The organism is Dickeya oryzae (genome assembly GCF_009372235.1).
Lineage (GTDB): Bacteria > Pseudomonadota > Gammaproteobacteria > Enterobacterales > Enterobacteriaceae > Dickeya > Dickeya oryzae.
The window spans coordinates 267,144-280,792 of record NZ_ML762924.1; the positions used below are offsets into that span (position 1 = coordinate 267,144).

Here is a 13,649-nt window from a genome sequence, read left to right on the forward strand (position 1 = left end):
ATGGCTGTTGATCAAACTCAACCGCTGATAAGCCATCTGATCGAACTGCGTAAGCGGTTGTTAAATAGCATTATCAGCGTACTGGTCGTGTTTCTGGCACTGGTTTACTTTGCCAATGACATCTATCAGTTTGTCTCTGCGCCGCTCATTAAACAACTGCCGGCCGGGGCTAGCATGATTGCGACCGATGTGGCCTCGCCGTTTTTCACCCCGATAAAGCTGACGCTGATCGTGTCGGTGTTTTTATCTGCGCCACTGGTGTTGTATCAGGTGTGGGCGTTTGTGGCTCCCGCCTTGTACAAGCACGAACGTCGTTTGATGATGCCGTTGCTGGTGTCCAGCAGCCTGCTGTTTTACATGGGAATGGCGTTCGCTTATTTCATCGTCTTTCCGTTAGCGTTCAGTTTCTTTGCCCAGACCGCGCCGAAGGGGGTATTGATTGCGACCGATATCAATAACTACCTTGATTTCGTCATGGCGCTGTTTATGGCATTCGGTGTGTCGTTCGAAGTGCCGGTAGCCATCGTGTTGCTGTGCTGGAGTGGTGTCGTTACGCCGGAAAGTCTGAAACAGAAACGGCCTTATGTGCTGGTGGGTGCCTTTGTGGTGGGGATGCTGCTGACGCCACCGGATGTGTTCTCCCAGACGCTGTTGGCCATTCCGATGTATTTGTTGTTTGAAATCGGCGTGTTTTTCGCCCAGTTCTACGTTGGTAAACGGCGTCGGCCAGAGGAAGAAGACGACGTTGACGAATCTGCGCCGTCTTCCTGAGTGGTGTTTGCCGTTAAACGGCGGCCTTCTTACTGTGACACCTCTTTCGGGAGGTGTTGTTTTTTGGGGGTGTCCACGGTGGTCACCATAACGGGTTTTGGGATATCAGCGCATGTTCGATATTGGCGTTAATCTGACCAGCTCACAGTTTCGTTCAGACCAAGAGCAGGTGGTGAGCAGGGCACGTCAGGCGGGGGTGACGGGCTTGTTATTAACCGGAACCAATGCAAGCGAGAGTGAGCAGGCATACCTGCTCGCCACGCAATATCCCGATTACTGTTGGTCAACCGCCGGTGTACATCCACATGATGCGAGTAGCTGGAGTGATGACACGGCGGCGTTGATTCACCAACTGGCAGGACGTGAGCAGGTGCTGGCGATCGGCGAGTGCGGGTTAGATTTTAACCGTAACTTTTCCACTCCCGAAGAACAGGAATTGGCATTCAGCGCACAACTGGCGATTGCTGCTGAGCATGACATGCCGGTTTTTTTGCACTGCCGCGATGCGCATGGGCGTTTTATGGCGCTGCTGACGCCATGGCTCGATAAACTGCCTGCGGTGGTGTTGCACTGTTTTACCGGCTCAGGCGACGAGCTGGATGAATGCCTGCGTGCCGGATTGATGATCGGCATTACCGGCTGGGTGTGTGATGAGCGTCGTGGGTTGGCGCTACGCGAGCTACTCCCCCGGATTCCGGACGATCGGTTGTTGCTGGAAACCGATGCGCCCTATCTGTTACCCCGGGATTTACATCCTAAACCTGCATCCCGCCGTAACGAACCCTGTTTTCTGCCACATATCGTCCATCAGGTTGCGCTCTGGCGCAGCCAGGATGCGCAATGGCTTGGCAGAAATGTGGATGAAAACGCCCGTCGGATTTTCCGCCCGGGCCAGAAAGGAGAATAATGATGAGTAATGTTTTTCCCGGTGCGTTTCCAGGACGTCGCCTGCGCCGTCTGCGTCGCCATGATTTCAGCCGCCGTCTGGTGGCGGAACATCAGGTTACGGTTAACGACCTCATCTATCCGGTGTTTGTCATGGAAGGCAAGCAGGGACGTCAGGAAGTACCCTCCATGCCGGGCGTGTATCGCCTGACCATTGATGAGCTGGTAAGAGAAGCGGAAGTGATTGCCAAACTGGGTATCCCAGTGCTGTCGCTGTTCCCGGTGATCGAAGCGGATAAAAAATCGTTGCTGGCTGAAGAGGCTTACAATCCGGATGGGTTGGTGCAGCGTGCGGTGCGTGCGCTGAAAGATGCCGTACCGGAGTTGGGGCTGCTGACCGATGTGGCGCTGGATCCTTACACGACTCACGGTCAGGATGGTGTCATTGATGAAGACGGCTATGTGGTCAACGACATTACCAAAGAGATTCTGGTGCGTCAGGCGCTGTCTCATGCACAAGCCGGTGCAGAGATCGTGGCCCCCAGCGACATGATGGATGGCCGAATCGGTGCGATTCGCGAACAGCTGGAAGAGCAAGGGCTGGTGAATACCCAGATCATGGCGTATTCCGCCAAGTACGCGTCTTGTTACTACGGGCCGTTCCGCGATGCATTGGGCTCATCGGGCAACCTGAAAGGCGGCAACAAGAAAACCTATCAGATGGATCCGGCCAACACGAATGAGGCGTTGCAGGAGATCGCACAGGATCTGCAAGAAGGCGCGGATATGGTGATGGTGAAGCCGGGTATGCCGTATCTGGACGTGGTCCGGCGGGTGAAGGACACCTTCGGTGTGCCGACCTTTGCTTATCAGGTGTCTGGTGAGTATGCGATGCAGATGGCGGCCATCCAGAATGGCTGGCTGCAAGAACAGCCGCTGGTGATGGAATCGCTGCTGTGCTTCAAGCGTGCCGGTGCGGATGGGGTGCTGACCTATTTCGCCAAACGCGTGGCCGAATGGTTGCGTGATGACGCGTTACGCCGCTGATGACCTCGCTGTCATCACTGTACTGTAATTACTGTCGATGACAGCATGCCGTCAGGGCCATGCCCTGACGGTTCAGACTTTTCGAAACTGACGATTGTCGATACTCTGCCGCACCTGCTTATTCAGCAAATTGAGCAGTAGCATGGAGCGTGCCTCGCCATCCGGTTCGGTATAGATAGCCTCTAAGCCACTGAATACCCCTTCGGTGATGGTGACCTGATCGCCGGGTTGTGGTGTTTCCGGGTCGACATGAGTGGTGCACTGATGGTGTTGCAAATCCTCAATCACCTGCTGAGGGACCAACGCCGGCAGGTTGCCGAAACGGACAAAATGACTCACGCCACGTGTTGAACTGATGGTAGTGGTGTGTATGTGCTCCGGGTCGAATTCAACGAACAGATAATTGGGGAACAGCGGTTCGCTGACCTCGGTTCGTTTTCCTCGTACGATTTTCTCCAGCGCGATCATCGGGCTCAGGCAGACCACGTCCTGACGCTCCAGATGTTCTTTGGCCCGCAACAATTGGCCGCGCTTGCAATAAAGTAGGTACCAGGCTCGCATAGTTTCACTTTTTTCTGTGGCTTTTATCGCGGGAGAGGATAGCAAAAGCGTTACGCCTTGCGGGATAAAATTGTTGGGGGAAATTCCTAAATGTAGGCAGTGTTGATTATCCGTATCAGCGGGGCTGGTGCCAGAAATAGCATGGTCGGTAAGCGACAGCATGACCAAGAGCCTTTATAATACTTCCACCACTGACCTTTCTGATGATCAGCATGAAATACCGTGACTTACGTGAATTTCTCGCACAGCTTGAAGCGAGAGGCGAACTCAAACGCATCCATCAGCCGATAGATCCTTACCTGGAAATGACGGAAATTGCCGATCGCACCTTGCGTGCCGGTGGCCCGGCTTTGCTGTTTGAAAATCCCAAAGGTTACGCTATGCCGGTGCTGTGCAACCTGTTCGGTACGCCGAAACGCGTGGCGTTAGGCATGGGGCAGGAAGAGGTTAGCGCGTTGCGGGATGTCGGCCGTTTGCTGGCGTTTTTGAAAGAGCCTGAGCCGCCACGTGGTTTTCGCGATTTGGTGGATAAGCTACCCAAGTTTCGGCAGGTGCTGAATATGCCAACTAAGCGCCTTTCGAACGCGCCCTGTCAGGAACAGGTGTGGGAAGGCGAAGAGGTGGATCTGGGGCGGATTCCGATTATGCATTGCTGGCCGGGCGATGTCGCTCCGTTGGTCACCTGGGGACTGACGGTGACGCGCGGGCCTTTCAAAGAGCGTCAGAATCTGGGGATTTACCGCCAGCAGCTGATTGGTCGCAACAAACTGATTATGCGTTGGTTGTCACACCGTGGTGGTGCGTTGGATTTCCAGGAGTGGTGCCAACAGCACCCTGGCGAGCGCTTCCCGGTGGCGGTGGCGTTGGGCGCTGATCCGGCGACGATCCTCGGGGCGGTAACGCCGGTGCCGGATACGCTGTCTGAATATGCTTTTGCCGGGTTATTGCGTGGTCACAAGACGGAAGTGGTCAAATGTGTGTCCTGCGATTTGGAAGTACCGGCCAGTGCTGAAATCGTGCTGGAGGGCTATATCGACGCGGATGAAATCGCGCCGGAAGGACCTTATGGCGATCATACTGGCTATTACAACGAAGTGGATCATTTTCCTGTCTTTACTGTCACTCATGTTACCCAGCGTCGTGATGCTATTTATCATTCGACTTATACTGGTCGTCCGCCTGATGAACCGGCAGTGCTGGGGGTGGCGCTGAACGAAGTGTTCGTGCCGCTGTTGCAAAAGCAGTTTCCGGAAATTGTCGACTTCTATTTGCCGCCGGAGGGCTGTTCTTACCGTCTGGCGGTCGTTACTATGAAAAAACAGTATGCCGGGCACGCTAAACGGGTGATGATGGGCGTCTGGTCTTTTTTACGCCAGTTCATGTATACCAAGTTTGTTATCGTCTGCGATGATGATATTAATGCCCGCGACTGGAAAGATGTGATCTGGGCTATCACCACGCGTATGGATCCGGCGCGTGATACGCTGCTGGTGGAGAATACGCCAATCGACTACCTGGATTTTGCTTCACCGGTTTCTGGACTCGGCTCCAAGATGGGTCTGGATGCAACCAATAAATGGCCGGGAGAAACACAGCGTGAATGGGGGCATCCTATTACCAAAGATCCGTCGGTTGTCGCCCGTGTGGATGCCATATGGGACGAGTTAGCCATATTGAATGACAGTGGTAAGCCGCGCTGACGTCGCTTATCCTGTTCCCCGTTTTGTTTTGACCCTACAGAGGGATCGCATGACAACGTTGAGCTGTACAGTAACGTCGGTGGACGCTATCACCGATACGGTTTACCGGGTGCGCTTATTGCCATCGGCACCTTTTTCCTTCCGTGCCGGGCAATACCTGATGGTAGTAATGGACGAACGTGACAAGCGCCCGTTCTCTATGGCTTCAACGCCTATTGAGCAAGAGTCTATTGAATTGCATATCGGCGCTTCCGAGATGAACCTGTATGCAATGGCGGTGATGGACCGCATCCTGAAGGAAAAGTCGCTGGTGGTTGATATTCCCCATGGCGACGCCTGGCTGCGCGAAGACAGCGACCGGCCGTTGATTTTGATCGCGGGTGGAACAGGTTTTTCTTACGTGCGTTCGATTTTACTGACGGTGCTGGCACGTCAGCCAGAACGTCAGGTTTCCGTCTATTGGGGCGGACGTGAACTGCGTCATTTATACGATTTGGGCGAGTTGCAGTCGTTGGCGCAGTCGCATTCCAACCTGAACGTGATCCCGGTCGTTGAACAGCCGGACGAACAGTGGCATGGCCGTTCTGGTACCGTGTTAAGCGCTGTGCTCCAGGATTTCGGCACACTGGCCTCGCATGACATTTACATCGCAGGGCGTTTTGAAATGGCAAAAATCGCCCGTGAGCGTTTTTGTAATGAACGTGGCGCACAGCCTGCACACATGTACAGCGACGCATTTTCTTTCATCTGATCCTGCCAGTTTGCTTGCTGTTCTGTCGTGGCCGGGTTGTTATCCCGGCCACGTTGTTGTGGCACCTACACATTGTTTTGGCACCTATTAGGATGCCGGTACGTGTGGCTTACTGCGCTATCTGTGTTCGCCCCGCCGACGTAATGACGCCGACGGGGGGATGATAGCGATGAAGCGTAGCCAATGGATAGCAGGTGGACATCAATACGGGTGGGTTATACCCGCTCCAGCACCGTGGCAATACCCTGACCTAACCCGATACACATGGTCGCCACACCGAACTCTACGTCTCGCTGCTCCATCAAATTGATAAGCGTGGTGATAATACGCGCCCCGGAGCACCCCAACGGATGGCCCAACGCAATCGCCCCGCCATTCAGGTTGACCTTATCATCCAGGCTATCCATCAATCCTAATGCTTTGATACAAGGCAGCGTTTGGGCGGCAAACGCCTCATTGAGTTCAAACAGACCAATATCGCTCACAGCGAGTCCCGCCCGTTGTAGCGCTTTTTGGGTCGCGGGTACCGGACCGAATCCCATCACGGAAGGGTCACAGCCAACGACCGCCATCGCCCGCACGCGTACCCGTGGCGTTAACCCCAACGCCAGCGCACGGGATTCGCTCATCACCAGCAGCGCGGCGGCACCATCTGACAATGCCGATGAGCTACCGGCTGTGACCGTACCATTCACCGGGTCAAATGCCGGGCGCAGCGCTGCCAGAGCGTCGAGGCTGGTGTCAGCCCTGACGACTTCATCGTAGTCAAAAGGATGTAGCGCGCCGTCGGCGTTATGACCGGTGGTGGGGATAATTTCATGGCGAAATGCACCGGATTGGGTCGCAGCCCAGGCGCGCTGGTGTGAGCGGGCGGCGAAAGCATCCTGCATTTCACGACTGATGTGGTGCTGGCGAGCCAGTAGCTCTGCCGTCAGCCCCATCATCGCTGCGGCTTTCGCGATGTTTTTGCCAAGGCCGGGGTGAAAATCAACACCGTGGCTCATCGGCACATGCCCCATATGCTCGACGCCACCGACCAGACACACCTCGGCATCACCCGTCATGATGGTTCGTGCCGCATCGTGCAACGCCTGCATGGATGAACCGCACAGACGGTTGACGGTAACGGCGGGTACCGAGTGGGGAATTTCAGCCAGTAATGCGGCATTACGCCCCACATTGAATCCTTGCTCTAGTGTCTGTTGCACGCATCCCCAGTAGATGTCGTCGATTTTATCCGCTTCCAGCGCCGGGGTACGACTCAGCAGGCTGCGCATCAAATGCGCGGACAGGGTTTCAGCCCGAACCTGACGAAACGCACCACCTTTGGATCGACCCATCGGGGTACGCACTGCATCAACAATCACTGCATTTTCCATCGTCGTGCGTCCTTATGCCGGTTGGTGGAGAGACAGGTCAGCGTGAGGTTCAACCGCCGGGTAATAGCGCTGCTGGAACTTAGCCATCCGCAACAGGCTTTCCGGTATGGTGTAAAGCGGCCCCAGCGACGCTAGCGATTGGGCAATGTCCACGTAGTGCTGGCTACCCAGAGTGTCCAGATAACGGCAGGCACCGCCATGGAACGGCGGGAAACCCAGTCCGTAAAGCAGTGCCATATCGGCTTCCGCCGGTGTGGCGACGATCCCCTCTTCCAGACAACGTGCGACTTCGTTGAGCATTGGTACCATCAGGCGATGCGTGATCTCTTGTGCGCTGAAGGTCCGCTTCGGCCCGCAGGCGGCATCCAGCAGAATATCGGTCTGGTCGTCTTGTTCCCGGCGTGGTTTGCCTTTCGCATCCGGACTGTAACGGTAGAAGCCAGCACCGCTTTTCTGACCCAAACGCTGGTGTTCCACCAGAACATCGACCGCGTCGCGGTAGGTTTTTGCCATGCGCTGCGGAAAACCTGCCGACATTACCGCCTGAGCATGGTGGGCGGTATCCAGCCCGACCACGTCCAGCAGGTAAGCCGGTCCCATCGGCCAGCCGAACTGTTTTTCCATCACGGCATCAACATCGCGGAAATCCGCACCGTCACGCAATAGCAGACAGAACGCGGCGATATAAGGGAACAGCACACGGTTGACGAAAAATCCGGGGCAGTCATTCACTACAATCGGGGTTTTCCCTATTTTGGTGGCGTAAGCGACTACGCGAGCCAGCGTTTTCTCATCGGTCTGGGGGCCGCGAATCACTTCTACCAACGGCATCCGGTGTACCGGATTGAAAAAATGCATGCCGCAGAAATTTTGCGGTCGTTGCAAGGCGGTGGCCAACTGCCCGATAGGAATGGTCGAGGTATTGGAAACGATCAACGTCTGCTCACTGACGCAGGTCTCGACATCGGCCAGTACCCTGGCCTTTATTTGTGGGTTTTCCACCACCGCTTCGATAACCAGGTCAGCCTGCTCCAGCCCATTGTTATTCAATGTCGGGTGGATACGAGCCAGTATGCCCATCATGCTCAGGGCATCCAGCTTGCCGCGCTGTAGCTGTGCATTCAGTAGTTTGGCTGCCTCTTCCATCCCCAGCGTCAGCGCTTTCTCGTTGATATCTTTCATCCATACCGGCACGCCTTTACGTGCCGACTGACAGGCAATACCGCCACCCATGATCCCGGCACCGAGTACCGCAACGCGTGCTGGTGGCGAAGCGTCGCCAGCCCATTTTTTGGCCGTGCTTTTTACCGCTTGTTCGTTCAGGAAGACACCGACCAACGCGTACGCCGCTGTGGTTTGCGTCAGCGTAACGAAATTGTCGGTTTCCAGTTTCAGCGCGGCGTCACGATCTAATCTGGCGGCAGCTTCAATGGTTTTGAGCGCTGTCATTGGCGCAGGGTAGTGAGGACCGGCAGCTTGCTGCACCAGTGCGCTGGCGGTGGCAAAACTCATGGTTGCCTCGATGCGGTTAAGCCTTAGCGGCGCTTGTTTCTGGCGGCGACGGGCTCGCCAGTCAAGTTTATCCTCCGCCGCCAGACGCAACATATGCAACGCTGACGACAGCAGCTTATCGTTGCTGGTAACCGCATCGATCAACCCAACTTTCAGGGCCTCGTCGGCAGGGAGGTCTTTACCGGCGGTAATGATTTCCAGCGCGCTGTCGGCGCCCAGCAGTCGCGGTAACCTAACTGTGCCGCCAAATCCCGGCATGATCCCCAGTTTCACTTCCGGCAGGCCAATGCGAACGTCGGGTGTCGCCAGGCGGAAATCGGTCGCCAGCACACATTCGCATCCTCCGCCCAGCGCATAACCGTTGATGGCAGAGAGCGTCGGCACCGGCAAGTCTTCCAGTTGGCTGAAAATGGCGTTGGCGTCGGTCAGCCACTGATGAAGGGTTTCCGGCAGTGCAGCGAACAACGATAAAAATTCGGTGATGTCCGCTCCGGCAATAAACGCGGGTTTGTCCGAGCGCAGTAGCAGGGCGCGGAGCGAAGGGTGTTCTTTCAGGTGATTCAGGGCTTCGCCAAGACTGGCCACCGTACGGGTGTCCAGTTTATTGACGTTGCCAGGCGCAGCAAAAACCAGTTCGGCAATGCCGTCTTCCAGCCAGTTGAGGTACAGCGTGTCGCCTTGATAGATCATGGTGTTCTCCACTGTTATCCGTTATCTGGTACGACCAGATAGTGAAGAAAATTGTGGGTTTGATGTTAATGAAATGCAAACAATGCGTGAGGGATTTGCCGGGAAGATCACAGACTGAGCAACGCTGTTGTCATCGGGGGGCTGTGTTACACTGGAAAACAGGTGGTTATCAATGGGGATTATGATGGAAACGTTGGCTTCTTTGTATCATCAACATGTGGCGACCCTGCAGCAACGCACGCAGGCAGTTCTGGCTCGGCATAATCTGGATGCCTTATTGATCCACTCCGGTGAGTTGATGATGGCGTTTCTGGATGACCATGCCTATCCGTTCAAGGTTAACCCGCAGTTTAAAGCCTGGCTACCGGTGACGCAGGTGCCGAATTGCTGGTTGTGGGTGGATGGGGTCAATACACCGAAGCTGTGGTTCTATTCCCCCGTTGATTACTGGCATAACGTCGCGCCAGTGCCGGACAGTTTTTGGACGACGTCGTTGGATATCCAGGTGCTGCGCAAGACCGATGATATTGCAGCGCAACTGCCTGCCCAGCGTCAGCAGGTTGCTTATATCGGCTCCGCTTCGCAGCGCGCGCTAAGTCTGGGGATTACGCCGGAGCACATCAACCCGAAAGGCGTACTGGATTATCTGCATTACCATCGTGCCTATAAAACGGATTATGAACTGGCTTGTATGCGCGAAGCGCAGAAAACAGCGGTGGTTGGTCATCGTGCTGCTTACGAAGCGTTCCAGTCCGGCATGAGCGAGTTTGATATTAATCTGGCGTACCTGACTGCCACGGGGCACCGTGATACCGATGTGCCTTATGACAATATAGTTGCCCTTAACGAGCATGCGGCGGTGCTGCACTACACCCAACTGGAACACCGTGTGCCGACGGAAATGCGCAGTTTCCTGCTGGATGCCGGTGCGGAATATAACGGTTATGCGGCAGATATTACCCGCACTTATGCCGCGCAGCATGACAACGAGTATGCGGCGCTGGTGAAGGACCTGAATCACGAGCAACTGGCGCTGATCGATACGATGAAAGCTGGTGTGCGTTATACCGATTACCATTTGCAGATGCATCACCGTGTTGCATCGCTGCTTAAACGCCATCAGTTGGTGACTGGGCTGAGTGAAGAAGCGATGGTAGAACAGGGGGTAACCTCGCCGTTCCTGCCGCATGGCCTGGGCCATCCGCTTGGCTTGCAGGTACACGATGTCGGCGGGTTTATGCAGGATGACACTGGCACCACCTTGCCAGCGCCGTCTGCCCATCCCTATTTGCGCTGTACCCGTATTTTGGAGCCGCGCATGGTGCTGACAATCGAACCGGGTATCTATTTCATCGATTCTCTGCTCGAACCCTGGCGTCAGGGTGCGTTGCGCCAGCATTTCAACTGGCAGAAGCTGGATGCGTTACGTCCGTTTGGTGGTATCCGTATTGAAGACAATATCGTGGTCCATGACAAACGCATCGAAAACTTAACGCGTGCGCTCGATCTGGCCTGATGCAGTCATATCCGGTGCCCGCGGCACCTGTTAGCGTCGATGAAGACATTAAAAAGAGTCGTTTTATTACCCTGCTCGCGCCTGCCTGTGGGGTGGAAGCGGCTCGAGACGTGATTCAGCAGGCCCGTGAGCAGCATCCCTCGGCGGCCCACCATTGCTGGGCCTATGTCGCAGGCTCCCCCGCCGATTCTCAACAGCTTGGCTTTTCTGATGACGGAGAACCTTCGGGAACCGCCGGTAAACCGATGCTGGCTCAATTGATGGGGAGTGGCATCGGTGAAATCGTGGCGGTAGTGATACGGTATTATGGTGGCATCAGGTTGGGTACTGGTGGGCTGGTCAAAGCCTATGGCGGTGGCGTCCAGCAAGCGTTGAAACAACTGTCAGTACACCAGAAAGTGATGTATCAGAACTATCGATTGCAATGCGACTATGCGTTGTTGCCGCAGGTGGAGAGCGTGGTACTGGCATTACAGGGGAACATCGTCTCAACGGAATACGCGGGTGATGTTGCCCTCCAACTGGCGTTTCCTATAACGGCAGTGGAAGAAGCAGCGCGGCGACTACGCGATATTAGTCGTGGTGCGTTGCATTTGCAGTCAATTTCACAATAATCCAGCACGTAATCTTGAACCATTAAAGGAAGGCTCCCTGATGCACCTGCGTGCCATAACCCGCATTGTCGGACTGCTGGTCATTCTGTTTTCCGGCACCATGTTCATTCCTGGCATGGTGGCGTTGATCTACCGTGACGGTGCCGGTCGTGCATTTATTCAGACATTTATTGTCGCGTTGGTGATGGGGTTGCTACTGTGGTTGCCCAACCGTAAGCACCGGCATGAGTTGAAAGCCCGCGAGGGGTTTTTAATCGTCGTGTTGTTCTGGACGGTGCTGGGCAGCGTTGGGGCGTTGCCTTTTTTGTTTGCTGAACGTCCCAATCTCTCGGTGACAGATGCGTTTTTTGAATCCTTTTCCGGCCTGACAACCACCGGTGCTACTACACTGGTTGGGCTGGATGCTCTACCGAAGGCGATTCTGTTCTATCGACAGATGCTGCAATGGATGGGCGGGATGGGGATCATTGTACTGGCGGTAGCGATTCTGCCGATTCTGGGCGTCGGGGGGATGCAGCTTTATCGCGCCGAAATGCCAGGTCCGCTGAAGGACAATAAAATGCGTCCCCGCATCGCGGAAACCGCCAAAACCCTCTGGCTGATTTATGTGTTGCTAACGGTGGTATGCGCCTTCTCTTTGTGGCTGGCGGGCATGTCGGTATTCGATGCGATTAGCCACAGTTTTTCGACTATCGCTATCGGTGGATTTTCAACCCATGACGCCAGCATCGGCTATTTCAACAGTCCTACCATCAATACCATTGTTGCGGTGTTTCTGCTGATTTCCGGCTGTAATTTTGGTCTGCACTTTGCGGTGTTAAGCGGTCGCAGCTTACGGGTGTACTGGCGTGACCCCGAGTTTCGCATGTTTATCTTTGTGCAGATGTCGCTGGTTGTGATTTGTACCCTCGTTTTGTGGGTGCATGGTGTGTACAAAACGGGTATGGAAACGTTGAACCAGGCGTTTTTTCAGGTGGTGTCGATGGCAACGACAGCAGGCTTTACTACCGATAGCATTGCCTCCTGGCCGTTGTTCTTGCCGGTATTGCTGCTTTGCTCCGCGTTTATCGGTGGTTGTGCGGGTTCAACCGGTGGTGGTCTGAAAGTCATCCGTATCCTGTTACTGTTTTTACAGGGATCGCGTGAGCTGAAACGACTGGTGCATCCGAATGCGGTCTATACCATTAAACTCGGCCAGCGCGCGTTGCCGGAACGAATTCTGGAAGCGGTGTGGGGGTTTTTCTCAGCGTATGCGCTGGTGTTTATCATCAGTATGCTGGCAGTGATTGCGACAGGGGTCGACAATTTCTCTGCTTTTGCTGCTGTCGCTGCCACCCTTAACAATCTTGGCCCAGGGCTTGGGACAGTCGCCGACAATTTTACGTCCATGAATGACGCCGCCAAATGGATTCTGATTGTCACCATGTTATTTGGTCGTCTGGAAGTGTTCACCATGCTGGTGCTATTTACTCCCACTTTTTGGCGGGAATAACGGATAAAGGAAACGTGCTATGAAAGCATTGATATTGTTTTCCAGTCGGGATGGTCAAACACGGGCGATAGCGTCTTACATCGCCAATAACCTGAAAGGGACGCTGGAGTGTGATGTTGTCAACATTCTGAGCGCCCATGAAGTCGATCTCGATAAGTACGACAAGGTGATGATTGGTGCATCAGTGCGCTACGGACATTTTCACCCAGCGCTGGAAAAATTCATCCGTCAGCACCTTGCATTATTACAGCAAAAACCCAGTGCGTTCTTTTCTGTCAATCTGACGGCCCGTAAACCTGAAAAGCGTTCGCTGCAAACCAACGCATATACCCGCAAGTTTCTGCTGCGCTCTCCCTGGCAGCCCGACTTGGGGGCCGTGTTTGCTGGAGCGTTGCGCTATCCCCGTTATCGTTGGTTCGACCGCGTCATGATTCAACTGATTATGCGCATGACGGGCGGTGAAACTGACAGTACCAAAGAGATTGAATATACCGATTGGGAGCAGGTGGCGCGTTTTGCCCAGTCGTTTGGCCAACTTAGCCAGAAAAAGGCGGTTTGACGGTGTGAAATCGGCGTGGTGGTGAAAAAAGAGGCGTTCAGTAATTTTTTTGAAATTAGTGCTTGTCAGGCCGGAATAACTCCCTATAATGCGCCTCCACTGACACGGCAACAGCGGCAACGCAGCGCGGTGTGAGGAAGCGGAAACGAAAATAATCGTTGACACTTCATGA

General features: G+C 54.7%; 12 protein-coding genes. 9 read left to right on the forward strand and 3 right to left on the reverse strand.

Features of this window, described 5'->3' with window-relative positions:
- The 3 genes from tatC to hemB all read left to right on the forward strand — a co-directional run bounded on the left by tatC (window position 1) and on the right by hemB (window position 2,703).
- Window positions 1-771, forward strand: coding sequence for a Sec-independent protein translocase subunit TatC (gene tatC, locus FAZ14_RS11195; RefSeq protein WP_016943427.1), 771 nt, complete (start codon window positions 1-3; stop codon window positions 769-771).
- Between the two features lie 112 nt (window positions 772-883).
- Window positions 884-1,678, forward strand: coding sequence for a 3'-5' ssDNA/RNA exonuclease TatD (gene tatD, locus FAZ14_RS11200; RefSeq protein WP_153508532.1), 795 nt, complete (start codon window positions 884-886; stop codon window positions 1,676-1,678).
- Window positions 1,679-1,680: 2 nt separating this feature from the next.
- Window positions 1,681-2,703 carry a porphobilinogen synthase gene (gene hemB, locus FAZ14_RS11205; protein ID WP_012882944.1) on the forward strand — a complete coding sequence of 341 codons (1,023 nt, stop codon included), beginning with the start codon at window positions 1,681-1,683 and terminating at the stop codon, window positions 2,701-2,703.
- A 72-nt stretch (window positions 2,704-2,775) separates the two neighbouring features.
- Here the strand turns inward: hemB and rfaH are convergent, their stop codons facing one another.
- Window positions 2,776-3,264, reverse strand: a complete 489-nt coding sequence (gene rfaH, locus FAZ14_RS11210; protein ID WP_012882945.1) for a transcription/translation regulatory transformer protein RfaH — start codon at window positions 3,262-3,264, stop codon at window positions 2,776-2,778.
- Window positions 3,265-3,467: 203 nt separating this feature from the next.
- On the opposite strand from rfaH, the gene ubiD reads away from it, so the two are divergent.
- Window positions 3,468-4,964, forward strand: a complete 1,497-nt coding sequence (gene ubiD / locus FAZ14_RS11215) for a 4-hydroxy-3-polyprenylbenzoate decarboxylase (protein WP_071602814.1) — start codon at window positions 3,468-3,470, stop codon at window positions 4,962-4,964.
- Between the two features lie 49 nt (window positions 4,965-5,013).
- Window positions 5,014-5,715 (forward strand): NAD(P)H-flavin reductase, encoded by a 702-nt coding sequence (fre, locus tag FAZ14_RS11220; RefSeq protein WP_016943422.1) that lies wholly within the window; start codon window positions 5,014-5,016, stop codon window positions 5,713-5,715.
- Window positions 5,716-5,930: 215 nt separating this feature from the next.
- Here the strand turns inward: fre and fadA are convergent, their stop codons facing one another.
- Together fadA and fadB are read right to left on the reverse strand one after the other, a co-directional pair.
- A complete protein-coding gene (fadA, locus tag FAZ14_RS11225) occupies window positions 5,931-7,094 on the reverse strand; it encodes an acetyl-CoA C-acyltransferase FadA (RefSeq protein ID WP_038903019.1) in 1,164 nt (387 codons plus the stop codon).
- A 12-nt stretch (window positions 7,095-7,106) separates the two neighbouring features.
- Window positions 7,107-9,296: a fatty acid oxidation complex subunit alpha FadB gene (gene fadB / locus FAZ14_RS11230; RefSeq protein ID WP_038925072.1), complete on the reverse strand. Its 2,190-nt coding sequence runs from the start codon at window positions 9,294-9,296 to the stop codon at window positions 7,107-7,109.
- Between the two features lie 184 nt (window positions 9,297-9,480).
- Here fadB and pepQ point away from each other — a divergent pair, with 184 nt between their 5' ends.
- From pepQ to hemG, 4 genes are read left to right on the forward strand one after another with little or no spacing between them, the layout of a single operon-like run.
- On the forward strand, window positions 9,481-10,812 hold the full coding sequence (gene pepQ / locus FAZ14_RS11235) for a Xaa-Pro dipeptidase (RefSeq protein WP_029456586.1): 1,332 nt from the start codon (window positions 9,481-9,483) through the stop codon (window positions 10,810-10,812).
- Window positions 10,812-11,426 (forward strand): IMPACT family protein, encoded by a 615-nt coding sequence (locus tag FAZ14_RS11240; protein ID WP_153508533.1) that lies wholly within the window; start codon window positions 10,812-10,814, stop codon window positions 11,424-11,426. The genes pepQ and FAZ14_RS11240 overlap by 1 nt, the downstream gene beginning before the upstream one ends.
- Before the next feature lie 40 nt (window positions 11,427-11,466).
- Window positions 11,467-12,918, forward strand: a complete 1,452-nt coding sequence (gene trkH / locus FAZ14_RS11245; protein WP_016943417.1) for a Trk system potassium transporter TrkH — start codon at window positions 11,467-11,469, stop codon at window positions 12,916-12,918.
- Between the two features lie 19 nt (window positions 12,919-12,937).
- Window positions 12,938-13,477: a menaquinone-dependent protoporphyrinogen IX dehydrogenase gene (hemG, locus tag FAZ14_RS11250; protein ID WP_016943416.1), complete on the forward strand. Its 540-nt coding sequence runs from the start codon at window positions 12,938-12,940 to the stop codon at window positions 13,475-13,477.
- The last annotated feature ends 172 nt before the right edge of the window (window positions 13,478-13,649 follow it).